Here is a 23,199-nt window from a genome sequence, read left to right on the forward strand (position 1 = left end):
GGCCGTTGTTGAGGAGTGTTGGGTTATGCGGGTTACTGAAGCTTTCCGTGCGGCGTTCGGCGCCGACCCCCGGACCGTCTGGCACGCGCCCGGCCGGGTCAACCTGATCGGCGAGCACACCGACTACAACGACGGCTTCGTCCTGCCCTTCGCGGTGCCGTGGGGCGTGACGGCCGCGGTCAGCCCGCGCGCGGACGGCGTCGTGCGCCTCCTGTCGCTGCAGGCCGAGGGCGGCCCGGTCACCCGCGGGCGGCTCGGCGACACCCAGGGCTGGGAGCGGTACGCCGCCGGGGTGCTCGCCATCCTCGGCGACCGGGTGCGCGGTGCCGACATCGCCGTGGACGGCGACGTGCCACAGGGCGCGGGGCTCAGCTCCAGCGCGGCGCTGGAGGTCTCGGTCGGCTCCGCGGTCAACGAGGTGTACGACCTCGGCCTGACCCCCATGGAGATCGCCCTGATCGGTCAGAAGGCGGAGAACGACTTCGTTGGCATGCCCTGCGGGATCATGGACCAGGCGGCGTCGGCGCTGTCGAAGGAGGGCCACGCGCTCTTCCTCGACTGCCGCTCGCTGGCCTCCCGCAACGTCCCGCTCGACCTGGCCGCCGACGGCCTGGAGATCCTCATCATCGACACCCGCGCCCACCACGAACTGGCCGACGGCGAGTACGCCAAGCGCCGGGCGGAGTGCGAGTCGGCCGCGCGCACGCTGGGCGTGGCCGCGCTGCGCGACGTCACCGACCTGGCCGACGCCCTCGGCAGGCTCTCGGGCAACGAGCGCAAGCGGACCATGCACGTCGTAACCGAGAACCACCGGGTCGAGGCGGTCATCGGGCTCCTGCGGGCGGGCAGGGCGGCCGAGATCGGCGCGCTGCTCAACGCCTCCCACCTGTCGCTGCGCGACCAGTTCGAGGTGACCGTGCCCGAGCTGGACGTGGCGGCGGAAGCCGCGGTGCGGGGCGGCGCCCGGGGCGCCCGCATGACCGGCGGCGGCTTCGGCGGCTCGGTGATCGCCCTGACCGCCACCGAGCGCGTCGAAGCGGTTCAGCGCTCGGTCACCGCCGCCTACGCGGAAAAGGGCTGGCAGGAGCCCCGCTACCTGCGCGCCACCCCGGCACAGGGCGCCCGCAAGCTCGCCTGAGCATCACTCTATGTATCCATAAGATCACCGAGTTTTCGATTTTGTGGGACAAATCCCGGCCTGTCGGTTAAGGATGTGAACTGCTGCGGAAACGGGGCGGTGCGGAGAGGGCACCGCCACGAGGACGTCAGGCCGGCCCGGAACCGGCCAGGCGATCCGTGTTGCGGAATGCGTTGGTTCACTGCGTGCGTACCTGGATCAGGTCCCTGCGTCCCTTCGATGCCGTCTCCATCCACACGATCATCGAGCGAACGGTCGACCTCCGCGAGGCGGAGCGCTTCATCAGGCTTTTCCACGCCGAGAACCCCGGCGCCGGCGACCTGCTGTCCCGCCTGCGCCAGGTGGTCACCGACGTGGCGCGCCACGGCACCTACACCCACACCCCCGAGGAGCTCCAGTTCGGCGCCAGGGTCGCCTGGCGCAACAACGACCGCTGCATCGGCCGCCTCTACTGGCGCTCGCTCAAGGTCCGCGACCGGCGCACGATCTCCAGTGCCGAGGGCGTGGCGCTGGAGTGCGTCGAGCACCTGCGCCAGGCGACCGGCGACGGCAGGATCCGGCCCACGATCACCGTGTTCGCCCCCGACGCGCCCGCCCGCCCCGGTCCGCGCATCCTCAACGAACAGCTCATCCGGTACGCCGGCCACCGCGCCCGCGACGGCTCGGTCATCGGCGACCCGCGTGCCGCCGAACTGACCGCGCTGGCCCGCGAGCTGGGCTGGCGGGGCGGCCTGGGGCGCTTCGACGTGCTGCCGCTGATCATCCGGCCGGGGTTCGGGGAGCCGCTGTTATGCCACCTGCCCGGGGACGCGGTGCTGGAGGTACCGATCGAGCATCCGGAGTACCGGTGGTTCGCGGATCTGGGGCTGCGGTGGCACGCCGTACCGGCGATCTCGAACATGTGCCTGGAGATCGGCGGGATCTGCTACCCGTGCGCGCCCTTCAACGGCTGGTACATGGGCGCGGAGATCGGCGCGCGCAACCTCGCCGACGCCACCCGCTACGACCAGCTTCCCGTGGTGGCCGAGCGCCTCGGTCTCGACACCTCGACCGAGCGCTCGCTGTGGCGTGACCACGCGCTGGTGGAGCTGAACGTGGCGGTGCTGCACTCCTTCGACCGCGCGGGGGTGACGATGACCGACCACCACACCGAGTCGCGCCGCTTCCTCACCCATCTGGAGCGCGAGGAAAGTGCCGGGCGGGTCTGCCCGGCGGACTGGTCGTGGATCGTCCCGCCGATCTCGGGGGCGGCCACGCCGGTCTTCCACCGCTACTACGACCAGTCCACGCTGACCCCCGCCTACGTCCCCCGCCATTGAGCGGGGTCCTTGCGCGCGCGCCCTAGAACATGATTCGGTTGCGGTATGCCGGAACTCGTTCTCTCCTCGCTCGACCAGGGCGTGCTGACGCTGACGTTCAACCGTCCCGAACGTCTCAACGCCTGGACCGACGCGCTCGGCCGCCGCTACTTCGACCTGCTCGAACAGGCCGAGAAGGACACCGCCGTACGCGCCGTCGTCGTGACCGGAGCGGGCAAGGGCTTCTGCTCCGGCGCCGACTTCCAGACCCTCACCGCGCTGCGGACCGGCGACTACGACGAGACCCCGGACCCACGCCCCAACACCTTCCCCACCACGATCCGCAAGCCCGTCATCGCCGCGGTGAACGGCGCCTGCGCCGGGCTCGGCATGGTCCACGCGCTCGTCTGCGACCTGGTCTTCACCGCGGCCGAGGCCAAGTGGACCACCGCCTTCCCCCGGCGCGGCCTGGTCGCCGAGTACGGGCTGTCGTGGATCCTGCCCAGGCTGATGGGCCAGCAGCGGGCCATGGACGTGCTGCTGTCCGGCCGCGTCTTCACCGGCGCAGAGGCGTACGAGATGGGCCTGGTCAACCGCGTCCTGCCCGCCGGCGAACTGCTGGCGGGAGCTCAGGAGTACGCGCGTGAGCTCGCCGTGCACAGCTCACCCGCCTCGATGGCCGTCATCAAGCGCCAGGTGTGGAACGACTGGGACGTCACGCTGGAGGCCTCCGCCAAGACCGCCGTGCAGGAGATGCTCGCCTCCTTCGGCCGCCCCGACTTCGCCGAGGGCGTGGCCAGCTTCCTCGAACGCCGCGACCCCGACTTCCCGCCCCTCTAGCTCCCCTTCGAGTGGGCCGAAACGCCGTCATATCCGTTTCGCTATCAACCCATGATCCATATCGCTATTGGACACTCGGCGGCGATCTCTGCTCTGCTCTCCGCTATGCGATTTCCCTTCCGGAGTGCCACGGCGGTGTTGACCGCGGCCATCCTGCTCGCCTCCGCCGCCCCGGCGCACGCACGCACCGCCCCGACCGAACTGGAGCGCAAGCTGCGGCAGCTCGAAAAGTCCTACGACGGCCGCATCGGCGCCGCGGCCATCGACCTGGCCACCGGCAAGACCATCGGATACCGGGCGAACGAGAGGTTCCCGTTCAACTCCATGTTCAAGGCGTACGCGTGCGCCGCCGTCCTGCGAAAGGCCCGCGACACCGACCCCGGCCTCCTCGACCGCGTCCAGCGCTGGAAGCCGGAAGAGGTACTGGAGAACTCCCCGGAAACCCGCGAATACACCGACACCGGCATGACCCCGGCCCAGTTCTGCCGCGCCGCCGTCACCAAGAGCGACGGCTTCGCGGGAAACATGCTGCTGAAGCAGATCGGCGGCCCCGCCGGCCTGACCACGTACTTCCGCTCCCTGGGAGACCGCGCCAGCCGCCTGGACCGCTTCGAACCCCACCTCACCGAATGGAAGCCCGGCGAGGTACGCGACACCAGCACCCCGGCGGCAGCCGCCGCCAGCCTGTCCAAGATCACCGTAGGCAACGCCCTCCACCCTCACGACAGAACCCGGCTGATCGGCTGGCTACGCGCCTCCCTCACCGGCGCCGAGCGCATCCGCGCCGGACTCCCCAAGAACTGGACGGTGGGCGACAAGACCGGGACGGGCGGCGCGAGCAACTACGGCACCGCCAACGACATCGCGATCGCCTGGCCACCCAAGTCGAAGGCACCGATCATCATCTCGATCTTCACCAACCGCAACACCAACGGCGTCTCCCCCGACCAGAAGGTCATCGCCACCACCGCCACCGAACTGGCCAAGGCCCTAGGCCACCTCTAAAGGGGACCTCTCATGGGCCTGGCAGTCTTCCTGCGCCCCCGGCCAGTTGGTACCCGGGTCCTCACTCCGCTCGGGTGTCCTCCTTGAGCGCCAACGCCCAAGCCCGGCCGGAGGCATGGGGAGCCGACACCCCGTCCCGGGCAGACCCGCCGAAGGGCCTGAGGAGTTGACGCCCCAGCTCGACCGGACGAACGTCCAGACCGCTCGGCGCCCCGCGGCCTACTGGGCAAGTCCTGCAAATTTGCAAGATCCGGGCACTCCTAGCCAAGCAGGTCAGGAGGACAACTCAGACCTTGATGACAGTGACGCGAACACCGCACAGCGCGGCAATATCCTCAGGGCCGGAGGTGAGAACCGTGACAGGCCCCGGAGCGGCCAGGGCGGTGGCACTGAGCATGGCATCGATGGCGTACCTGTGCCCGTGCAGGCCGGCATCGGACAGGAGCGTGGCGGCGTGGCGGGCGACGGCCTCGGTGATCGGCTCGACGACAAGGCGGGACAGCGTCCACTCCAGGGCCGGCCGGTTGACGCGGGGGTGAACCACCTCGACAAGGGTGGCGGCAGAGGTGATGACGCGAAGGTCGTCGGCACGGGCAAGAGCGAGCCACGAAGTGACCGTCCGGTCACGCAGAACCGCCTTGGCCAGCCCCTCGCTGTCGAGGACAAGGGTGCCGCCGGGAACCGCAGGGGAACGGCTCACGCGGCCGACCCACCAGCGGCCTGTCCCCGCCGGGCCTGGTGAAGCTGGTCGCGCAACGCCTGAACCTCGTCGTCGGTGATGGGGCCATGCTCGGCCTCCGCGACCTGGATGAGTTCGTTGAGGTTGTCGCGCTCGATCTGGCGAGCCACGGCAGCGGCGACGTAGGCGGACAGCCCCGAAGGACCGCTCCGGGACCGGGCGGCCTCGGCGATGTCACGCGGCATCGTGATCGAATACTTGCCAGTAGGCTCGCTCATGCTCCCTATCCTACCTCGCATCCTCCCGCTCTTCTAAGAGCGCCCGATTTACCCACCAGAATCCCGACGGCAACCCTCAGACCTCCGCCAGAGCATCGCCGTACTGACGCGTCTCGGGCGGACTGAACCCCGCCCTCGCACTCGCCCACCACAGCGACTCCGGACCTGTTCGCCGACCCGTGCGTCCGGGGTCTACTGGTGGCTGTCACCTGCACGGGGCCACGAAGTGGCCCTTTCGGCGGCCCGCCCGGAGCTGGTTGTCCCCCGAGGCTTTGAGTCTTTCTGTGATCCGCTTCTCGATCGCCAGGCGGATCCGTCGCCGCGCCCGCAGCGTGTGCGAGGCCCTCGAACTCGATCGCTGCCGATCAAGACATGGTTCGCCGATCTAAACGCTGCGCGGCGCGGAGCTCACCTATGGCAAGCTTGCCGATGCGCGCTTGACTGACGCGAACCTGAGCGGCGCCCATCTGTCCGACGCGAACTTGCCCGGCGCGAACCTGGCGAACGTGGTGTGGAATGAGGAAACATTCTGGCCCGGCGCCGGGTGGGCGGAGCGCCTGCGCCGATCGTCGGAGCGGCGGGCGGACGGCCGGTTCCGGGTACGCGCCGGGGCGTCTCGGACAGGGCCCCCGTACCGCTCTGAGCCAGTTTGTGTGCCTGCGCATTTGGGAGAGGCGGCATGGACCAAGGCACCCGCGGTGAGCTCGTCAGCCGGCTGGCCGAGGCGGTCGGGGCCGTCACGGCCGCGCATCCGCTGCGGGTCGCCATCGACGGCCCGCCCGCCGCCGGCAAGACCACGCTCGCCGACGAACTCGCCGTCGTCCTGCGCGCGCGGGACCGCGACGTCATCCGCGCGACCATCGACGACTTCCTCGTCCCCCGTGCCCAGCGCTACCGACGCGGCCGGTACTCGGCGGAAGGCTGCTACTTCGACGCCCACGACCACGCCGCGCTATGCCGGGTCCTGCTCGATCCGCTGGGTCCCGGCGGAGACCGAAGGTTCCGGCAGACGGTCTACGACGCGGACACCGACACCCCGTCGTCCCCGCCGGCCAAGACCGCCCCCTCGGACGCCGTCCTGCTCTTCGACGGCGTCTTCCTCCTGCGCCCAGAACTCATCGACCGGTGGGACCTGCGCATCTTCGTGTCCGTCCCCTTCGAGCAGACGGTGAAGCGCGCCCGGGACCGAGGCGAAGCGCTGACCGGATCCACCGCCGACACCGCCGCGATCGAACGGTCCTGGCGCGACCGCTACATCCCATCCCAGCAGCTCTACTTCGCCACAGCCCGCCCGGCCGAGCACGCCGACGTCGTCGTGTACAACGATCAGCTCCACCGTCCGACCTGGGAAGTCCGACCGCACTGATCGGCACACCGCCCCCGCCTGGGCCTGGGCGTCAGCCCCTGAAGAAGAACGCCCGAGCGAGGAGGCTCCAACCACCCAGACCGTCTACCGCCACCAGCTCAGACCCGTCTTCGGCAACGACGAGCGAACGCGGTGGTGGCTCCCGGAACGACTCAGGCCCTCTACCTGTTGTTTGGTAGAGGGCCTGAACTGTGCTTACACAAGCACTGTCCTGCTCCCGCGATAGGACTCGAACCTATAACCTGCCGGTTAACAGCCGGCTGCTCTGCCGGTTGAGCTACACGGGATCGAACTTCGCGCTGATCGGCGGGGCTTTGGGCCTCTCGTTCGGCGCATGAATAGATTAGCGCACTCCGGGAGTGCGTGTCGCATCGATAGTGGGGTAGGCCGGGAGACAGCGGAGGTGCAAGATGCGTTATCGGATGACATTCGCGATTGGCCTGGCTGTGGGCTATGTGCTGGGCAGCCGCGCCGGTCGTGAGCGTTACGAGCAGATCAAGCGGGCCGCCCAGCGAGTGGCCGACAGTCCCACGGTGCAGGAGGCCGCGGGGCTGCTCGGAGCACAGGTCTCCAAGGCGGCCTCGATGACGAAGGCCAAGGTCGGCGACCGGGTTCCGTTCCTGTCGCGGTTCAACCACCACGACACGGGCACCGGCTGGCCGGACGAGGAACGCAAGCCCGAGGAGACCGGCGTTCCCTACTGAGAGACGATGCGGGCCAGCGCCCTCAGGCCGGCGACCACGTCGGCCCCGGCCAGGGTCTGGCCCGGATTGGTGAGCCCCGGACTGGTGGGCCCCGGACTGGTGGGCCCCGGACTGGTGGGCCCCGGACTGGTGGGCCCCGGACTGGTGGGCCCCGGACTGGTGGGCCCCGGACTGGTGAGCCACTGTGTCACCACTCCGGTGAGCAGGGCCATCTGAACCGCGCCGAGTGTACGCGCCTCGGCGTCGCCGATCGCGTCTTCCTCGACGCCGCCCAGAAGGGCGGCCAGCCCCCGCCGCCCCTGGAACTGCCCGCCGGCCAGGTAGCGGCGTAGCTCGCCGGAGTGCTCGGCCTGGACGAGCGCCTCGATGGAGGCCAGCCACAACGTCCGGTGCGTGGAGAAGGATTCGATCACCCGGTCCCACATGGCCTCGTAGCGCTGGGCGGGCGTGGCGTCGCCGGCTCCGTAGGCGGCCAGCGTGCGGCCCGTTTCCGTGCCCCAGTCGTCGAGCGCCTCGATGAGCGCGGCGGTGAGCAGCGCCTCGCGGGAGCCGAAGTGGTAGCCGATGGCGGCCATGCTGACGCCCGCGGACGCGGCGATGTCGCGGACGGTGGTGCGCGCCCACCCCTTCTCCTCCAGGCACCGGCGGGCCCCGGCGAGGAGGTCTTCGCGATTTCCCATGCCGCGATGATAGCGGAACGTTCGTCTTAGACAATTGTCTTGCGCGTTCGCGCAAACGGAGGCTACGGTTCTGCCACCACCACCGCCGCGAAAGGGTCACCTCATGGAGAACCGCGCCGAACTGACCATCGACGGCCGCCGCCTGTCCTACCTCGACTTCGGCGGCACCGGCCGCCCGCTGGTCGCGCTGCACGGACACCTGTCCGAAGGCGCCACGTTCGCCCGCCTGGCCGCCGACCTGGGCCCCGGGTGGCGGCTGATCGCCCCCGACCAGCGCGGGCAGGGCGAGTCCGACCGTGCCGCGGACTACACGCGCGAGGGCTACCTGGCCGACCTGGAAGCCCTGCTGGATCACCTGAGCCTGGACCGCGTCGCGCTCCTGGGGCATTCACTCGGCGCCATCAACGCCTATCAGTTCGCCGCCCGTCACCCCGGCCGCGTCGGCGCGCTCGTCAACGCCGAGGGACCGGCGGAGCTTGGGCTGGACGGCAAGAACCCCTTCGGCTTCCTGCTGGACCTGCCCCACTCGGCGCCGACCCGCGACGCGCTGGTCACGGGCCTGGGCCAGGCGGCCCCGTTCTTCGCCGACCGGCTGAGGGAGAACCCCGACGGCACCTGGCGGCTGCCCTTCCACCCGAAGGAGATGTACGCGTCGGAGGAGCACGTGCACGGCGACCACTGGGCCGACTGGACGAAGAGCGGCTGCCCCGCCCTGCTCGTCCACGCGACCAGGGGAGTCATCCCCGCCGGACAGGTGCGTGCCATGGTCGAACGCCGCCCCGGCACCACCGCGGCCCAGGTGGACGCCGACCACCTCGTCTACACCGCGGCCCCGGAGGCGTTCGCCGCCGCCGTCCGGGACTTCCTGGCGACGGTCTAGACGCCCATGCTCCGCCGTACACCCTCAAGGGCTTGTTCGGCCTGGGCGCGGACGCCGGGGTCGTTGGGGTCGATGCCCTCGTCGAACACGAGCGTCCATTCCTTCACCTCGCCGCCCGGCGGGCGGCGGGCGACCAGGCGCACTCCACCCCGCCCCGGCAGCCGCACGTGCTTGTTGACCACGATCGTGGAGTTCACCCGCTCGCGGACCGTCTCGGGCAGGCGGCGGGGCTCGCTCACCGGCGCCCGGTGACGCTCGCCGGCGGTGGTCGCGACGTTCAGCACGCCGTCCTCGCTCCATGCCGCACGCTCGATCGTCTCGTACGGCACCCGCCCCCCGTCAGGCAGGAACAACGCCCGATCGGTGGCCACCACGTACCCGTCGCCCGAGGGCGCGAAGGCGAGCACGCGCTCCCCCGGCTCGGTGGCCAGGGACTTGCGGACGTCGGCGGGCAGGCGGCTCAGGAAGCTCATTCCTCCACGCTATCGGCCAGCAGGTCGAGGGTGAGCGCCGCACTCCAGGAGAAGTCCCTGCACCCGCGCCCGCTGCCGTCGAACGGGTCGAAGCACTCGCGGAACCCGGCCTGCCTGACCAGACGCAGGGTGCCGGTCGTGAGCTGCCGGGAGAGCTGGCCGAGGGAGTGGACGGCGGCGGCGCGGCGCAGCAGCCAGTTGGTGTTGACCCAGGACGGGCCGCGCCAGTAGCGGGTGCGGTCGAACTGGGCGGCCCTGATCTCGCAGCTCGGAACGGGATAGCCGGTGGCGCCCATGAACCTGGCCGACTCCAGCACGTCGATCAGCGCGCGCACGTGCCCGGCGGGCAGGCCGGGGTCGAGGAGGGGGCCGAACGCGCCGATGGTGCTGACCCGGATGAGGCGGTCGGTGCGCAGGTCGCGGGCGTAGAAGCAGCCGTCCCAGAGCCGGTCGAGCAGCGCCTGCCTGATGCGTTCCGCCTGCTCGCGGTGGGGCGTGGGGTCGGCTCCCGCGACCCGGGCGAGTTCGGCGAGAGCTTGGCAGGAGGCCAGCCAGATGCCGTTGAAGAACGGGTCCTCGACGGCGAAGGGGTGCTCGTCGCGCAGGTACTCGGGGCGGTACCCGGCGTTGCGGTAGCGCAGGGCGAGCCAGACGTAGCGGTCGTGGTCGCTGTCGGGGTGGCGTTCGTCGAGTTCGACGTTGCGGTAGCCGTACCGGATCTCTGGGAGGGCGGCGAGCGGCTCGTCCCAGGACGGGCTGTCGTCCATGCCGGACTCCCACGGATGGATGATCGCGGCGAGTCCCGAGCCGCCCAGGTCGCGGGCGGAGGCGAGGTAGGCGTGCTGGGCGGCGAGTTTCGGATACAGGTGGCGCGCGAAGGCGGCGTCGCCGCCGTGCCGCCAGATCCACCAGGTGGCGAGCGCGTGCAGCGGCGGCGCGGTGAGGCCGGAGGTGAGCACGCCGCCGGGCGCCGCGGCGTGGTCCTGGGAGCGCCAGACGGACGGCCCGGGGAAGTACGCCTCGGGGGTGTGGAAGACGATGTGCGGCACCATGCCGGTGGACCACTGGCCGGCGAGCAGTCCGGCGAGCTCGGCGTGGGCGCGCTGGGGGCGGTGGCGGGCGAGGCCGATGGCGACGAAGCCGGAGTCCCAGCTCCACTGGTGGGGGTAGAGGCCGGGCGCGGGCACGGTAGCGGTCCCCGTCCAGTTCGCCTCGAGCACGGCCATGGCCTCGCGCCCGAGCGCGGCATCATCGACCGCGGGCCGCGCTTCCATCAACCCACTATGCGCGCCTCACGTCAAAACCCAAACCCCCAAAAACCTGAGGATCTCGTACGGCTTTCGCCATCCCCCCGCCCCACCGACCCCGGCGGGCCTCCGTCGGGCGCCGCCAGTGAGGGCTCACGGGGCACCCGCCGTAACGACTACGCCCTTACCCAAACAAACCACGCACCAGAACAACGCCTACCCGAACAACGTGTGCCCCCAGAACTGCCCGGGTGCCACGCCCGGCGGGCAGGCCCAGATCCCGGACCCGACGTGCTGGATGTACTCGTTGAGCGGATCCTGCCGAGCCAACGCCCGCTGAATCGGGATAAATCCGGTTTCGGGGTTGCGTTGGTAGGCGAGGAAGAACAACCCCGCGTCCAGCCGCCCCAGCCCGTCGGTGCCGTCGGTGAACGAGTAGCCCCTGCGCAGGATGCGCACCCCGCCCAGCGAATCCGGGTTCGACAGCCGCACGTGCGAATCCGGGGGCTGCCTGGCCAGGTCCACGGCGTCGTGCTCGCGCCGCCCGCCGTAGGGCGCGCCCTCCCCCTTGGTCCGCCCGAAGATGTCCTCCTGTTCCCGCAGCGAGGTACGGTCCCAGGTCTCGATGTGCATCCGGACCCGCCTGGCCACCAGGTACGAGCCACCGCGCAGCCACGACGGCGCCTCCGTGCCCACCCACACGTGCCGGTCGAGCGCGGCCCGGTCGTTGAAGGCGATGTTGTTGGTGCCGTCCTTGAACCCCATGAGGTTGCGCGGCGTCTGGGCGTCCGGCGTGGTGGAGGAGGTCTTGCCGAAGCCGAGCTGCGACCAGCGCACCGCGGCGGTGCCGAAGGCCAGCCTGGCCAGGTTCCTGACCGCGTGCACCGCCACCTGGGGGTCGTCGGCGCACGCCTGGACGCACAGGTCGCCGTCGCTGCGCGCCGGATCCAGCTTGTCGGCGGGAAAGTGCGGCAGCCTCCGCAGCTGGGCGGGCCGGTGGGCGGTCAGCTTGAGCCGGTCGAAGAACGACGGGCCGAAGCCCACCGTCAGCGTGAGCCGCGAGGCGGGCAGCCCGAGCGCCTCCCCGGTGTCGTCGGGCGGGGCCAGCGCCGAGCCCAGCGCGCCCCTGCCGACCTCCTGCCCGGCGGTCATCCGCACGGCCGCGTCGGTCCACGCCTTCAGCAGGGCCACCGCCTTGGGCACGGAGGGCTCGACGAGGTCGAAGGCGGCGAAGTGCAGCCGGTCCTGGACCGGGGTGGCGATGCCGGCCTGGTGCGGGCCGTGGAAGGGGACGGCGGACGGCGCGGCCCGGGCGGGTTCCGGGCCGCCGAGCCGTACCAGGGAGACTCCCACGACCGCGACGCCCGCGCCGGCCGCCAGGCCCGCGCCCGTGAGCAGCTTTCTGCGGGAGACGGCCACGGCTCAGCCCGCCACGGCGTCGGCCAGCCCGGACAGCGGCTCGGCGAGGGCGTTGACGCCGTCGGCCAGCTCCTTGATCTGGGCCTTGGACAGCTTGTCGTAGGTGATCCAGCCGTCACCGGAGGCGTGCGCCTTCAGCAGCTTGTCCAGGTCGGCGAACTCGGTGTCCAGGGTGGTGACCAGGGCCGGGTTCTTCTCCTGCAGCACGGGCGTGAGCAGGTCGTAGACCTTCTTGGCGCCCTCGACGTTGGCGGCGAAGTCCCACAGGTCGGTGTGCGAGAAGGCCTCCTCCTCGCCGGTGATCTTCCCGGTGGCCACCTCGTCGAGGAGCTCCTTGGCGCCGTTGGCCATCGAGGTGGCGTCGATCTGCGCCTTGGGGATGCGCGACTTGAGGTCGGCGAGGTCCCTGAGCAGGAGGTCGCCGTACTTCTTCTCCTTGGCCAGCGTGCCGGGCGCGACCCAGAGGGCCTTCTCCAGGCGGTGCCAGCCGGTCCACTGCTGACCCTCTTCGAGGTCGGCCTCGCGCAGGTCCACCTTGGGGTCGATGTCGCCGAACGCCTCGGCCACCGGCTCGACGCTCTCCCAGCCGTAGCGGCTGGGGGCGTAGAGATCCTTGGCCCGGTCGACGTCGCCCTTCTTGACCGCGGCGACGAACGTCTCGGTCTTGGCGATCGTGTCGTCCACCTGCGCGGTGACGTAGGCTCGGTAGTCCTCGACGGCGCGGGTGACGCGCGGGTCGGCCTGCTTGGCGAGCTCGCCGGTGACCTTGAAGTCCTGGCGGATGCCCTCGCCCTTGTGGCCGGGCTTGCAGGCCAGCTGGTAGGAGCCGCCGCCCAGCTCGACGACGAGCTCACCGGAGGCTCCCGGCTGGATGTTGTTGCGCTCGGAGACCACGCTCTTGTCGGCGCGGTAGACGTAGACCGCGGTGGCCTGGGCGCCCTGGTTCTTGATCGCGAACTTGATGACTCCGGCGGCCAGGTCGGTCTTCTCCGCCACGCAGGTGGTGTCGGTGGCGGCCACCCCCACGGTCTCCTTGACCGCGCCGGTGGGCGCGGCCTGGGTGAAACCGGAGCTGCCACTGCCGCTCCCGGTGCCGCCGTCCGCTCCGTCGTCAGTGCCGCCACAGGCTGTCAGTGCGAGAGCGAGAGAACCGCTCAGGGCGAGCGTCCGGAGCACGGAAGCCATGGGGTCTCCTGGTGACGTAAGGTGCCCCTAACTTAGCTTCCCCTAACCTAACAGGGGAGAGTGACGTACGCCACCAAGGTGACCTCAGTCGGTGAGCACCTTCTTCAGCAGCAGGACGCCGAGCCCGACGGCGCCGATGATCAGGGCCCACTTGATCAGCGTGAACACGAGGCCCACGAGCGGGCCGAGCAGAATGAAGGCCGCGACGAGAGCGGCGATGATCAGAAGAATTCGTCCCATGTCATCGACGGTATGCGCGGATTCAAGCCAAATGCAGGCGTCACAGGGTTGAATCAGGGTCAAGTCAGGGATCCCCCTACCTGGCCTGAACGGGGAGTGTGATGAGCCTGGGTCTGCCCATGAGCCGAGAAGGCGCCGACTATGAGCTCCGAGCACGCGCGGAGGAACGCGACCGCATCTCGGGCGACCTTCTCGACCTGGATGCCCACAACACCTACCAGCTACTCAAGGGCGCCACCCTGCGGGGCGCCACGGCGAGCAGGTGGGCCGCCGCGCAGGCGTCGGTGGCCGCGATGTGGGCGCTGTACGACCTCTACCGCGCCGTGCTCCGGCAGGCCGAAGAGGTACGGGCACGGCGCGGTAAACCGGGTACCGCGGAACTGGCCGAGATCACCGCGTTGCTGACCGGCCCTTCCGTCGTGCTCAAGGCCGCGGCCAAGCCCGTGGAGCAGCGCACGCTGGGCGAGGCGGAACCGGACGAGCTGCTCACCCTCGACCAGACGGTGGCCAGGATGGACGCGGCGTTCGGCGAGATCGCCAAGACCCTGCAGGACGTCGACGCGGTCTGGAACCCCGCCCTGCCCCGCATCGAGCAGGCCGAGGCGGGCGCGCAGGCGCTCGCGACCATGACCGCCGAGCTGGGCGAACGCCTCGACCTCAGCGCGATCGAGTCCGACCTGGCGCGCGTGCGCGCACAGGTCGTCGAGGACCCCGTCGGCTGCGCCCCGCCCGGCCCCGAACTGGACCGCCTCACCAAGCTTCTCGACGCGAGCCGCGCCGACCTGGAGCGGGCCGTGCGCGCCAAGCGCGACTACGCCGCCCGCCGTGACCGGCTGCTGGCCGCCATCGACACGGTACGGCAGGCCGAGGCGGAGGCCAGGATGGCCCACGGCCAGGTCGTCGTCAAGATCGTCCTGCCGCCGTCCGCGGCACCCAGGAACCGCCTGCGGGACCTCCTCGCCCACCTCTCCGGCCTCGACTCCGCGGCAGAGGGCTGGCTCACGAGATCGGCCCGCCTCGACGCGCTGGAGAAGGCCGCCGCCGAGGCCACCGGCCAGGCACGGGCCAGCACGCGGGCGCTGTTCGGCCTCATCGGCCGCCGCGACGAGCTGCGCGGCAGGCTCACCGCCACCCAGGCCAAGGCCGCCAGGGTCGGCCTGGCGGAGAACACCGAGTTCAGCCGTCTGTACGAGCGGGCGCACCAGATCCTCTGGACCGCCCCCTGCGACCTGAGGCAGGCGTCCACCGCTGTCGACCTCTACCAGAACGCCATTCATGGAGGCAGCCGATGACCACGTGTGCCCAGCCGGGCTGCCCGGGCACCATCGAAGACGGCTACTGCGACCTCTGCGGCCACGCGGCCGCCGCACCACCCGCCACGCAGAGCGCTTCCCCGGCCACCGGTCCCCTGAGCACGCCCATGAGCACGCCGGTCAGCGGCCCGGTGAGCCGCTCGACCGGCGGCCGGCTGGCCGCCTCACTGGAGGACCTGCCGCCGGTGCCCGCCGTCAACCCCGACGACGTGGTGCTCAAGGACCCGCACGTGGCCGAGGACAAACGCTTCTGCACCTCGTGCAGCCGGCCGGTGGGACGCGGCAGGGACGGTCAGCCCGGCCGTGCCGACGGGTTCTGCCCGAACTGCCGCACCCGCTTCTCCTTCAGCCCCAAACTGGTGGAGGGCGACCTGGTCGGCGGCCAGTACCAGGTGCGGGGCGCGATGGCCCACGGCGGTCTCGGCTGGATCTACCTGGCCACCGACGAGAACCTCGACGGCAAGCCCGTCGTGCTCAAGGGCCTGCTCAACACCAACGACGCCGAGGCCCTGGCCGCGGCCGAGGCCGAGCGGCGCTTCCTCACCTCCGTCGACCACCCGAACATCGTCGACATCATCAACTTCCAGCACCACGACGGCCTCAGCTACATCGTCATGGAGTTCGTCGGCGGCCAGTCGCTGCACCAGTTGCGCCGCCAGGGCGTGATCCCGCTGCGCGACGCGCTCAAGTACGGCAGGGAGATCCTGCGCGCCTTCGGCTACCTGCACGAGCAGGGCCTGGTCTACTGCGACCTCAAGCCCGCCAACGCCATTCGTGTCGGCAGGCGGCTCAAGCTCATCGACCTGGGCGCGGTCCAGCGGCTCGGCTCGCCACCGGGCACCTCGTGGGTGACGCGCGGCTACCACGCGCCCGAGCTGGAAAACCTGCCCTCCTCCGTGGTCTCCGACCTCTACACCGTGGCCAGGACGCTGGCGGTGCTGGCCATACCCGGCTTCAGCCCGGTACGCGACGGCAAGGAGAACCCGCTGCCGGCCGACTGCGGGCACGAGTCCTTCACCCGGCTGCTGCGCCGGGCGACCGCTCCCGAGCCGCCGGCCCGCTTCCAGAGCGCGGCCGAGATGGAGGAGCAGCTCACCGGCGTGCTGCGGGAGATCAGCGCCGAGGCGGAAGGCGTCCCGTTCCCGCAGGTGTCCGGGCTGTTCGGGCCGGAACGCCTGGCGGCGGGCGCGGCCCTGTCCCCCGACCCGGCCCGGGTCTTCGCCGACCTGGATCCGCAGGAGGCCGCGGCGGCGATGCCGGTGCCGCTTGCCGACCCCGCCGACCCCGCTGCCGGCGCGCTGGCGGGCCTCGCGGGCCGCTTCCCGCAGCAGTTGCTCGCCCAGGTGGAGGCGATGCCGCAGACGCCCGAGACCATCCTGACGCGGATCAGGCTGCTGGCCGAGACCGGCAGCCCGGAGGCCGGGCAGGCGCTCGCCGACGCCGCCGGCACGCTGGGCGGCGACTGGCGCCTGACCTGGTACCGGGGTGTCCACGCGCTGGCCACCGGCCACGCCGGCACGGCCGCCGGGCTGTTCGACGAGACCTTCACCCTGCTGCCCGGCGAGCTCGCTCCCAAGCTGGCCTTCGCCCTGGCCCTGGAGGCCGCGGGCAAGGACGCCGGCCGCTGGTACGAGACCGTCTGGCGTACCGACCGCTCCTACGTCAGCGCCGCCTTCGGCCTGGCCAGACGCCATCTGGCCGCGGGCGACACCGCCTCGGCGGTGCGCGTGCTCGACCAGGTGCCGGCCAGCTCCAGCCACCGCGTGGCCGCCCAGCTCGCCTGCGTGGCCATCGGCGCCCGCACCCGGGCGGGTGACGCGCACGAGGCCGCCGGCGCCGCCGACCGCCTCGACGCGCTGACCGACCTCGACCAGAGCCGCCGCGACGGCATGCTGGCGGAGGTCCTGACCTCCGCCCTCGCCGGGCTCGCGAAGGCGGCCCCGCAGGCGGGCCTGACGATCGCCGGGCAGCCGTTCACCGAGGAGAGCGTGCGCGGCCAGCTGGAGGGCATCTACCGCCGCCTGGCCCACGCCGCGACCTCGCGCCGCGAACGCCACACACTGGTCGACCGGGCCAACGCCGTCCGGATGAGGACGTGGGTATGACCTGTCCCCTCTGCGCGGCCTCGGTGCTGCCGTCGGACTCCTTCTGCGAGGCCTGCGGCCATCCGCTCAACGCCCCCACGTGTACGGCGTGCGGCACCCCCACCGTGGACCCCGAGGGCTACTGCGAACGCTGCGGCCTGCGCCAGCCCACCGCCCGCGACCACGAGGAGGCGACCCTGGAGACGGGCGCCGCGGGGGTGAGCGACAAGGGGCTGCGCCGTACCCGCAACGAGGACGCGATGGCGCTGCTGGAGGCGGGCGGCACGACCGTGGTGGTGGTCTGCGACGGCGTCGCCTCCTCCCCCAGGGCGGACGAGGCGTCGGCGGCGGCCGTCCGGACCGCCTCGGCCGCGCTGGCCGGTGGCGCCTCGTCGGAGGAGGCCTTCAAGCTGGCCTTCCGCGCCGTCGCCGATCTGGCCGACGATCCGGACAACCCTCCGGCCTGTACCTATGTCTCGGCCGTGGTGGGCGGCGGGCGGATCACGCTGGCATGGGCGGGCGACAGCCGCGCGTACTGGCTGCCCGGCTGGACCCAGCTGACCGTGGACGACGCCGCGCCCACCGGCGAGATCACCGCCTGGCTCGGCGCCGACGCCGGCCCGGTCGAACCGCACGTGCGGACCTTCGCGCCCAGCGAGCCCGGCCTTGTGTGCGTGTGCACGGACGGCCTGTCCGGTTACCTCGGCGACGGTGTGCCCGACGCGGGCGAGCCTCAGGCGCTCGCCCGCGACCTGCTCAAGCACGCGCTCGACGCGGGCGGGCGGGACAACGTGACCGTCGTTCTGATCCCCGTGAACCCCTAGGAGGCACTGATGGCTGACTTCAAGCTGAACATCGACCAGAACAAGTTCCTGCCGACCGACGGCCGCGAGGTGCACGCCGTCCTGACCATTGAGTCCTCCGGGACCGTCACCAAGGACACGGGGCCCGCCGAGGCCGCGGAGATCATCATCATCGACGTGTCCGGCTCCATGAGCGGGAGCAAGATCAGGGATGCCAGGGAGGCCGCTTCCGCGGCGGTGCAGGCGCTGCGCGACGGCGTGCACTTCGCGGTGATCGCCGGCAACCACGAGGCCGCGGTGATCTATCCGCAGAGCGGCAGGCTGGTTCCGGCGCACGGTGCCTCGCGCAAGGAGGCGCTTGGCGCGATCCGGCGGCTGGGCGCCGGTGGCGGCACCGAGATCGGCCGGTGGCTCCAGCTGGCCGAGAACCTGTTCCGTTACCACCCGAACGCCATCAAGCACGCGATCCTGATGACCGACGGACAGAACAACCAGAGCGCCGACGTCTTCGCCCGCGCGCTGCAGGCGTGCGAGGGCAGGTTCGTCTGCGACAGCCTCGGCATCGGCGAGGACTGGGTTCCCGCCGAGCTGCGCAAGGTGGCCGAGGCGCTGCTGGGCACCTCCGCCTTCGTCAGGAACCAGGGCGACCTGGCCGCGTTCTTCCGCGACCTGACCCAGCAGTCGATGGGCAAGACCGTGGCCGAGCTGGCCCTGCGCCTGTGGGCGCCGCAGAACTCGCGGATCAAGTTCGTCAAGCAGGTCAACCCCACGCTCGTGGAGCTCACCGGCAAGCGCACCGACGTGAACCCGCTGACCGGCGACTACCCGACCGGCTCGTGGGGCGCCGAGGAGCGCGTCTACCACCTGTGCGTGGAGCTCGACCAGCCCGGCCAGATCGGCAACGAGATCAGGGCCGGGTGGGTGAAGCTCGTGCTGCCGGACACGCAGGAGGTCTTCGCCAGCGGCAACGTGCTGGCCCAGTGGACCGACGACCTGGCCCTGTCCACCCGGCTCAACCCGAAGGTCGCCCACTACAGCGGCCAGGCCGAGATGGCCGTGCTGATCCAGGAGGGACTCAGCGCCCGCGACGCCGGCGACCTGGACACCGCCACCGCCCGCCTGGCCAGGGCCAGGAAGATCGCGGTCGAGTCGGGTCACGGCGACACCGCGAGGCTGCTGGACAAGGTGGTCGAGGTCGACTCCTCCGGCACCGCGCGGCTGCGCCGCCAGGTCGACAAGGCCGACATGATCGAGCTCGACACGGGCTCGGTGCGCACCAGCAAGCTAAGGAAGGAGGAGGGCTGATGGCCACCTGCCCGAACGGGCACCCGTCGGGCGCCGACGACTACTGCGACGTCTGCGGCACCCAGATGTCCGGCGGCGGGGTCGCGGCCTCGCTGACCGTCCAGCCCCCCACCCAGGTCGCGGCGGCCCCGGCCGGCGGCGAGCCGTGCCCGGTGTGCCAGGCGCCGCGGGCCGGGCAGTTCTGCGAGGTCTGCGGCCACGACTTCAACGCACCCGCCGAGACTCAGGGCCATTCCGACCTGCACACCCCCGGCCCCGGCCCCGGCGTGCCCCCGTCCCCGCCGACGCGCTGGGAGGCGATCGCCGGCGCCGACCGGGCCTACTTCAACGAGATCATCGCCGAAGGCGGTCCCGACGCGGCCGCCATGGCCTTCCCGCCGTACTGCCCCGAGCGTTCGTTCGCGATGGCCGGCCGGCACGTGCGGATCGGCCGGCACAGATCCTCCGGCGGCAACGACCCCGAGATCGACCTCAGCGGCCCGCCGCAGGACCCGGGCGTCTCCCACCTGCACGCCGTCCTCCTGCTCAGGGACGACGGCGGCTGGGACCTCGTCGACCCCGGTTCCGCCAACGGCACCCGCGTCAACGGCAAGGCGCTCAAGGTCAACGTGCCGGTGCCGGTGAAGCCGGGCGACCGCATCCACGTGGGCGCGTGGACCGTCATCACCATCCGCGAGAACATGCCATGACGATCGTCCAGCCCGCCACCACACCGCCGCCCGCGCAGACCCAGAGCGCGGTCCCCGCTCCGGTGGTCACGCAGCACGCCGTCTCGCGTCACAGCGTGCCCGGCCGCGTCCGCACGCTCACCGGCGCGGTGCTGATCGCGCTCGCGTTGCTGTCGGCGCTGCTCGCCTTCGGCAGCGGCAGCGCCCGCGAGGGCCTGCGGGTGATCGGCCACGACTCCGGCCCGCAGGTCGTCGCCACGGCCGGCCTCTATCTCGGGCTGAGCGACATGGACGCGCAGGTCGCCGACGTGCTGCTCATGGGCAGCGAGTACGGCGAGCGCCGCGCCGCCGCCCTGGCCCAGTACGAGCGCCGCCGCACGGAGGCGAACCAGGCCCTGCTGGACGCGTTCGAGCTGGCCGACGGGGACCCGGCGGAGCGGCTCACCATCCAGTCCGTCCTGGACGGCCTGGGCCGCTACGAGCGCCTGGCCGGCGAGGCCCTGCTGCTGAACACCCAGTCGGACCACCGCGCGGGTGTCCCTCCGGAGGCGGTGCTGGACGTCTACCGGAAGGCCACCGACCTGATGCGGCTGGAGCTGCTGCCGAAGGCGTACAACCTGACGCTGGAGAGCGGCACGATCGTGCGCCGCACCCACGACGAGGAGAGCGCAGCCGTCCGGCTGCTCATGCTCGGGCTGATCGCCGCGCTGATCGCGGTCGGCGGACTCATCGTGGCCCTGCAGCTCTATCTGGCCCGTGCCTTCCGCAGGCGGCTGGCGCCCGCGCTCCTCGTCGCGACGGCGCTGACCGTCGTCGCGGGGCTGGTCGGGGTGGGGGTGCTGGGTCAGGCGCTGCAGTCGATCGCGGCGGCCAAGCGCGACGGCTTCGACGCGGTGCTGACCACCGCCCGCGCCCGCGCCATCGGCAACAGCCTCCACGCCGACCAGGCGCGCTATCTGCTCGACCCGGACAGAGCCGACACCTACGAGCACGCCTTCCTCGACAAGTCGCAGTCGCTCGTCTACGCCGACGGCGGCAACGTGGAGGCCTACCACGCCACGCTGGCCAAGAACGGGAAGGTCAGCCTGGGCCTGCTGGCCCCGGTCCGCGCCAACATCTCCGACAACTTCGCCGCCTACCGGCGCTTCCAGGAGGCCGACGGCCGGATGCGCACGCTGGCGACCTCGGGGCAGACCGCGCAGGCCGTCTCGGCCAAGCTCGACGAGCTGGCCAAGGGCTTCGCGGCGTTCGACAAGGAACTGGTGACGGTGGGCGAGCGCTACGAGGCGACGTTCACGAAGACCGTCGCCGCCGGTGACGGGGCGCTGGACGGGCTGTGGCGGCTGGCGCCGTGGGCGCTCGGCGCGGCCGCCGTCCTGATCGCCGCCGGCGTGTGGCCCCGGCTGAGGGAGTACCGATGAGGCGGATCGCGGCGCTGGCCGTACTGGCGCTCGTGGCGGTGTCCTGCGGGACCGGCGGGGTCGAGAGCGTGATGGGCAAGGAGACGATCAGGATCGGGGTCCGTACCGACCTGCCGGGGATCGGTGTGCGCACGGCTTCCGGCGGGTTCGAGGGCTTCGACGTGGACGTGGCCCGCTACATCGCCGACAAGCTCGGGGCAGCGCCGCAGTTCGTGCCGGTGCTGGCCGCCGACCGGGAGAAGGTGCTCGCCGACGACCGGGCCGACCTGGTGCTGGCCACGTTCTCCATCACCCAGGAGCGCAAGTCGCGGGTGTTGTTCGCCGGTCCTTACCACCTGTCGTACCAGGACATCCTGGTACGGCCCACCGAGCGGGACATCAAGAACGTCCGGAGCCTGGCGGGGCGGCGGATCTGCGAGGTGCAGGGGGCCAACGCCGGCCAGCGGGTGGTCGAGGAGCGCAAGGTGGCCGCCCAGCTCGTCCCGGTGCCCGACTACGGCACCTGCCTGCAGCACCTGAAGGCCGGGCAGGTGGACGCCATCACCACCAACGACATCATCCTCGCCGGCCTGGCCGCGAAGGACGGCTCCGGCCTGCGGCTGCTCAACGCGCGCTTCAACGAGCAGCGGACCGGCGTGGGCCTGCGGGTGGGTGACGTGGAGGGCTGCGAGGCGGTCAACCGCGCGATCACCGACATGTACCAGGACGGCACGGCCAAGTCGCTGTTCAAGAAGTGGTTCGGCACGACCGACCTGGACTTCTCGACGATCGCCGTGCCCCAGTTCGAGGGCTGCTCGTAAACACGGACGCGCGGGCCCGGCGGCGTCCGGGCCCGCGTGCGTCGGTGAACTCAGTCCAGGTAGTCCCGGAGCATCTGCGCACGTGTGGGGTGGCGCAGCTTGGCCAGGGTCTTGGACTCGATCTGCCGGATGCGCTCGCGGGTGACGCCGAACTCGCGTCCGACCTCCTCCAACGTGCGCGGATGACCGTCGGCGAGGCCGAAGCGCAACTGGATGATGCGCTGCTCGCGATCCGACAAGGTCGCCAGGATGTCGTCGAGCTGGTCCTGGAGCATGATGAAGGCGGCGGCTTCCATGGGGACCACCGCGTCGGCGTCCTCGATGAAGTCGCCCAGGTCGGAATCTTCCTCACCGATCGGCGACTGCAGCGAGACCGGCTCCTGGGCGATGCGCTGGATCTCCACCACGCGATCGACCGGCAGGTCCATTTCCTTGGCGATCTCTTCGGGGATGGGCTCGCGCCCGAGGTCCTGGTGGAGCTGACGCTGCACCCGGACGAGTTTGTTGATCGTCTCCACCATGTGCACCGGAATGCGAATGGTGCGCGCCTGGTCGGCAATCGCCCGAGTGATCGCCTGCCGGATCCACCAGGTCGCGTACGTGGAGAACTTGTAGCCCTTGGTGTAGTCGAACTTCTCGACCGCGCGGATCAGGCCGAGATTGCCTTCCTGGATCAGGTCCAGGAAGAGCATTCCGCGGCCGACATAGCGTTTGGCTATCGACACCACGAGTCGCAGGTTGGCCTCGATGAGGCGTTGTTTGGCCCGGGTCCCCTGCCAGACGAGCTCGCGTAGTTCGGGGAAGGCCAGGCGGGATACCCCGTTGCCCAGCTTGTCCTCGGCGAACAGACCGGCTTCGATCGACTTGGCGAGTTCCACCTCCTCCTCAGCGGTCAGCAGCGGCACGCGGCCGATCTCGCGCAGGTAGATGCGGACAAGATCGCTGGTCGGCGCGCGTTTGCCTACGTCTTCCTCGTCGGCGCGAGTGGTCTCCTCGTCGCCCTGGGGCTCGAGGACCTCCACGCCGTTCTCGGCGAGCATGCGCACGACGCGTTCCAGCGCGTCGGACGGCAGCTCGGATCGGTCGAGCGCGGCGGCGACGTCATCGACGGTTACGCTGCCGCGCTCCCTTCCCTTCGCGACGAGGTCCGCCACCTGGTCGACCGATGGCGCTCCTGCTGGCAGTACCGATGCACCCACGGGACACAGTCTGCAGTATTGGTTCCATAAAATGGCAGACCCATTTTTGTCACAGAAGGTAAGGCGCGGGGTCTTACCAAATTGAGATCGGTTTAAGGTTTAGCCCGAGTTTGATCAGGAAAGTAAAGTCAATTGCGCGATGTGATCGGGAGCGCCCGGCAACTGTGCGGTGCC

At 71.0% G+C, this 23,199-nt stretch carries 23 protein-coding genes, 1 tRNA gene and 1 pseudogene; 15 read left to right on the top strand and 10 right to left on the bottom strand.

Annotation, left to right across the window (positions count from 1 at the left end; translation table 11 throughout):
* The first annotated feature begins 25 nt into the window (after positions 1 to 25).
* The 4 genes from galK to bla all read left to right on the top strand — a co-directional run bounded on the left by galK (position 26) and on the right by bla (position 4,281).
* Positions 26 to 1,138, top strand: coding sequence for a galactokinase (gene galK / locus ACIBKY_RS18165; RefSeq protein WP_397097811.1), 1,113 nt, complete (start codon positions 26 to 28; stop codon positions 1,136 to 1,138).
* Between the two features lie 185 nt (positions 1,139 to 1,323).
* Positions 1,324 to 2,457 (top strand): nitric oxide synthase oxygenase, encoded by a 1,134-nt coding sequence (locus ACIBKY_RS18170; RefSeq protein WP_397097812.1) that lies wholly within the window; start codon positions 1,324 to 1,326, stop codon positions 2,455 to 2,457.
* Between the two features lie 45 nt (positions 2,458 to 2,502).
* On the top strand, positions 2,503 to 3,276 hold the full coding sequence (locus tag ACIBKY_RS18175) for an enoyl-CoA hydratase-related protein (RefSeq protein WP_397097813.1): 774 nt from the start codon (positions 2,503 to 2,505) through the stop codon (positions 3,274 to 3,276).
* Between the two features lie 105 nt (positions 3,277 to 3,381).
* On the top strand, positions 3,382 to 4,281 hold the full coding sequence (bla, locus tag ACIBKY_RS18180) for a class A beta-lactamase (protein WP_397097814.1): 900 nt from the start codon (positions 3,382 to 3,384) through the stop codon (positions 4,279 to 4,281).
* A 286-nt stretch (positions 4,282 to 4,567) separates the two neighbouring features.
* Here bla and ACIBKY_RS18185 read toward each other — a convergent pair whose 3' ends face one another.
* Positions 4,568 to 4,981, bottom strand: a complete 414-nt coding sequence (locus ACIBKY_RS18185; protein ID WP_397097815.1) for a type II toxin-antitoxin system VapC family toxin — start codon at positions 4,979 to 4,981, stop codon at positions 4,568 to 4,570.
* On the bottom strand, positions 4,978 to 5,238 hold the full coding sequence (locus tag ACIBKY_RS18190) for a CopG family transcriptional regulator (protein ID WP_397097816.1): 261 nt from the start codon (positions 5,236 to 5,238) through the stop codon (positions 4,978 to 4,980). Before ACIBKY_RS18190 ends, ACIBKY_RS18185 begins: the two co-directional genes overlap by 4 nt.
* 392 nt (positions 5,239 to 5,630) lie before the next feature.
* Between ACIBKY_RS18190 and ACIBKY_RS18195 the strand changes: the two are divergent.
* A pseudogene (locus tag ACIBKY_RS18195) lies at positions 5,631 to 5,726 on the top strand (pentapeptide repeat-containing protein); the annotation flags it as partial.
* A 191-nt stretch (positions 5,727 to 5,917) separates the two neighbouring features.
* Positions 5,918 to 6,604 (top strand): cytidylate kinase family protein, encoded by a 687-nt coding sequence (locus ACIBKY_RS18200; protein ID WP_397097817.1) that lies wholly within the window; start codon positions 5,918 to 5,920, stop codon positions 6,602 to 6,604.
* Between the two features lie 214 nt (positions 6,605 to 6,818).
* Here ACIBKY_RS18200 and ACIBKY_RS18205 read toward each other — a convergent pair.
* Positions 6,819 to 6,891 (bottom strand) — tRNA-Asn (locus ACIBKY_RS18205).
* Positions 6,892 to 7,014: 123 nt separating this feature from the next.
* Between ACIBKY_RS18205 and ACIBKY_RS18210 the strand changes: the two genes are divergently transcribed.
* Positions 7,015 to 7,308 carry a YtxH domain-containing protein gene (locus ACIBKY_RS18210; protein ID WP_397097818.1) on the top strand — a complete coding sequence of 98 codons (294 nt, stop codon included), beginning with the start codon at positions 7,015 to 7,017 and terminating at the stop codon, positions 7,306 to 7,308.
* Here ACIBKY_RS18210 and ACIBKY_RS18215 read toward each other — a convergent pair.
* The gene (locus tag ACIBKY_RS18215) at positions 7,302 to 7,988 is read right to left on the bottom strand and encodes a TetR family transcriptional regulator (protein ID WP_397097819.1); all 687 of its coding nucleotides are present in this window, start codon (positions 7,986 to 7,988) and stop codon (positions 7,302 to 7,304) included. The two genes, ACIBKY_RS18210 and ACIBKY_RS18215, sit on opposite strands and share 7 nt — an antisense overlap.
* 103 nt (positions 7,989 to 8,091) lie before the next feature.
* On the opposite strand from ACIBKY_RS18215, the gene ACIBKY_RS18220 reads away from it, so the two are divergent.
* Positions 8,092 to 8,868, top strand: coding sequence for an alpha/beta fold hydrolase (locus ACIBKY_RS18220; protein WP_397097820.1), 777 nt, complete (start codon positions 8,092 to 8,094; stop codon positions 8,866 to 8,868).
* On the opposite strand, the gene ACIBKY_RS18225 is transcribed toward ACIBKY_RS18220, so the two are convergent.
* The 5 genes from ACIBKY_RS18225 to ACIBKY_RS18245 form a co-directional block, all read right to left on the bottom strand.
* Entirely contained in the window at positions 8,865 to 9,341 is a 477-nt protein-coding gene (locus ACIBKY_RS18225; RefSeq protein WP_397097821.1) for a hypothetical protein, read from the bottom strand. The genes ACIBKY_RS18220 and ACIBKY_RS18225 overlap by 4 nt on opposite strands.
* On the bottom strand, positions 9,338 to 10,615 hold the full coding sequence (locus ACIBKY_RS18230) for an amylo-alpha-1,6-glucosidase (protein WP_397097822.1): 1,278 nt from the start codon (positions 10,613 to 10,615) through the stop codon (positions 9,338 to 9,340). The genes ACIBKY_RS18225 and ACIBKY_RS18230 overlap by 4 nt, the downstream gene beginning before the upstream one ends.
* Positions 10,616 to 10,804: 189 nt before the next feature.
* Positions 10,805 to 12,007, bottom strand: coding sequence for an iron uptake transporter deferrochelatase/peroxidase subunit (efeB, locus tag ACIBKY_RS18235; RefSeq protein ID WP_397097823.1), 1,203 nt, complete (start codon positions 12,005 to 12,007; stop codon positions 10,805 to 10,807).
* Between the two features lie 3 nt (positions 12,008 to 12,010).
* On the bottom strand, positions 12,011 to 13,192 hold the full coding sequence (efeO, locus tag ACIBKY_RS18240; protein ID WP_397097824.1) for an iron uptake system protein EfeO: 1,182 nt from the start codon (positions 13,190 to 13,192) through the stop codon (positions 12,011 to 12,013).
* Between the two features lie 84 nt (positions 13,193 to 13,276).
* Positions 13,277 to 13,432: a hypothetical protein gene (locus ACIBKY_RS18245; protein ID WP_379619625.1), complete on the bottom strand. Its 156-nt coding sequence runs from the start codon at positions 13,430 to 13,432 to the stop codon at positions 13,277 to 13,279.
* Positions 13,433 to 13,551: 119 nt separating this feature from the next.
* Between ACIBKY_RS18245 and ACIBKY_RS18250 the strand changes: the two genes are divergently transcribed.
* The 7 genes from ACIBKY_RS18250 to ACIBKY_RS18280 are packed head-to-tail and all read left to right on the top strand — an operon-like array spanning position 13,552 to position 21,826.
* Positions 13,552 to 14,724, top strand: coding sequence for a hypothetical protein (locus ACIBKY_RS18250; protein WP_397097825.1), 1,173 nt, complete (start codon positions 13,552 to 13,554; stop codon positions 14,722 to 14,724).
* Complete coding sequence (locus ACIBKY_RS18255; RefSeq protein WP_397097826.1) at positions 14,721 to 16,850, top strand: tetratricopeptide repeat protein; 2,130 nt, start codon at positions 14,721 to 14,723, stop codon at positions 16,848 to 16,850. The genes ACIBKY_RS18250 and ACIBKY_RS18255 overlap by 4 nt, the downstream gene beginning before the upstream one ends.
* Positions 16,847 to 17,653, top strand: coding sequence for a PP2C family serine/threonine-protein phosphatase (locus ACIBKY_RS18260; RefSeq protein WP_397097827.1), 807 nt, complete (start codon positions 16,847 to 16,849; stop codon positions 17,651 to 17,653). Before ACIBKY_RS18255 ends, ACIBKY_RS18260 begins: the two co-directional genes overlap by 4 nt.
* A gap of 9 nt (positions 17,654 to 17,662) precedes the next feature.
* Positions 17,663 to 18,937, top strand: a complete 1,275-nt coding sequence (locus ACIBKY_RS18265) for a VWA domain-containing protein (protein WP_397097828.1) — start codon at positions 17,663 to 17,665, stop codon at positions 18,935 to 18,937.
* Positions 18,937 to 19,626 (top strand): FHA domain-containing protein, encoded by a 690-nt coding sequence (locus tag ACIBKY_RS18270; protein WP_397097829.1) that lies wholly within the window; start codon positions 18,937 to 18,939, stop codon positions 19,624 to 19,626. Before ACIBKY_RS18265 ends, ACIBKY_RS18270 begins: the two co-directional genes overlap by 1 nt.
* On the top strand, positions 19,623 to 21,026 hold the full coding sequence (locus ACIBKY_RS18275; RefSeq protein WP_397097830.1) for a hypothetical protein: 1,404 nt from the start codon (positions 19,623 to 19,625) through the stop codon (positions 21,024 to 21,026). Before ACIBKY_RS18270 ends, ACIBKY_RS18275 begins: the two co-directional genes overlap by 4 nt.
* The gene (locus ACIBKY_RS18280; protein ID WP_397097831.1) at positions 21,023 to 21,826 is read left to right on the top strand and encodes a transporter substrate-binding domain-containing protein; all 804 of its coding nucleotides are present in this window, start codon (positions 21,023 to 21,025) and stop codon (positions 21,824 to 21,826) included. Before ACIBKY_RS18275 ends, ACIBKY_RS18280 begins: the two co-directional genes overlap by 4 nt.
* Before the next feature lie 50 nt (positions 21,827 to 21,876).
* Here the strand turns inward: ACIBKY_RS18280 and rpoD are convergent, their stop codons facing one another.
* Positions 21,877 to 22,980, bottom strand: coding sequence for an RNA polymerase sigma factor RpoD (gene rpoD, locus ACIBKY_RS18285; protein ID WP_312896804.1), 1,104 nt, complete (start codon positions 22,978 to 22,980; stop codon positions 21,877 to 21,879).
* Positions 22,981 to 23,199: the final 219 nt, after the last annotated feature.

Source organism: Nonomuraea sp. NPDC050394 (genome assembly GCF_044459065.1).
GTDB lineage: Bacteria > Actinomycetota > Actinomycetes > Streptosporangiales > Streptosporangiaceae > Nonomuraea.

Coding starts and splice junctions, on each gene's coding strand:
- galK (WP_397097811.1), top strand. CDS start 26: ATGCGGGTTACTGAAGCTTTCCGTGCGGCGTTCGGCGCCGACCCCCGG.
- ACIBKY_RS18175 (WP_397097813.1), top strand. CDS start 2,503: ATGCCGGAACTCGTTCTCTCCTCGCTCGACCAGGGCGTGCTGACGCTG.
- bla (WP_397097814.1), top strand. CDS start 3,382: ATGCGATTTCCCTTCCGGAGTGCCACGGCGGTGTTGACCGCGGCCATC.
- ACIBKY_RS18190 (WP_397097816.1), bottom strand. CDS start 5,238: ATGAGCGAGCCTACTGGCAAGTATTCGATCACGATGCCGCGTGACATC.
- ACIBKY_RS18200 (WP_397097817.1), top strand. CDS start 5,918: ATGGACCAAGGCACCCGCGGTGAGCTCGTCAGCCGGCTGGCCGAGGCG.
- ACIBKY_RS18210 (WP_397097818.1), top strand. CDS start 7,015: ATGCGTTATCGGATGACATTCGCGATTGGCCTGGCTGTGGGCTATGTG.
- ACIBKY_RS18215 (WP_397097819.1), bottom strand. CDS start 7,988: ATGGGAAATCGCGAAGACCTCCTCGCCGGGGCCCGCCGGTGCCTGGAG.
- ACIBKY_RS18220 (WP_397097820.1), top strand. CDS start 8,092: ATGGAGAACCGCGCCGAACTGACCATCGACGGCCGCCGCCTGTCCTAC.
- ACIBKY_RS18225 (WP_397097821.1), bottom strand. CDS start 9,341: ATGAGCTTCCTGAGCCGCCTGCCCGCCGACGTCCGCAAGTCCCTGGCC.
- ACIBKY_RS18230 (WP_397097822.1), bottom strand. CDS start 10,615: ATGGAAGCGCGGCCCGCGGTCGATGATGCCGCGCTCGGGCGCGAGGCC.
- efeO (WP_397097824.1), bottom strand. CDS start 13,192: ATGGCTTCCGTGCTCCGGACGCTCGCCCTGAGCGGTTCTCTCGCTCTC.
- ACIBKY_RS18245 (WP_379619625.1), bottom strand. CDS start 13,432: ATGGGACGAATTCTTCTGATCATCGCCGCTCTCGTCGCGGCCTTCATT.
- ACIBKY_RS18250 (WP_397097825.1), top strand. CDS start 13,552: ATGAGCCGAGAAGGCGCCGACTATGAGCTCCGAGCACGCGCGGAGGAA.
- ACIBKY_RS18255 (WP_397097826.1), top strand. CDS start 14,721: ATGACCACGTGTGCCCAGCCGGGCTGCCCGGGCACCATCGAAGACGGC.
- ACIBKY_RS18260 (WP_397097827.1), top strand. CDS start 16,847: ATGACCTGTCCCCTCTGCGCGGCCTCGGTGCTGCCGTCGGACTCCTTC.
- ACIBKY_RS18265 (WP_397097828.1), top strand. CDS start 17,663: ATGGCTGACTTCAAGCTGAACATCGACCAGAACAAGTTCCTGCCGACC.
- ACIBKY_RS18270 (WP_397097829.1), top strand. CDS start 18,937: ATGGCCACCTGCCCGAACGGGCACCCGTCGGGCGCCGACGACTACTGC.
- ACIBKY_RS18275 (WP_397097830.1), top strand. CDS start 19,623: ATGACGATCGTCCAGCCCGCCACCACACCGCCGCCCGCGCAGACCCAG.
- ACIBKY_RS18280 (WP_397097831.1), top strand. CDS start 21,023: ATGAGGCGGATCGCGGCGCTGGCCGTACTGGCGCTCGTGGCGGTGTCC.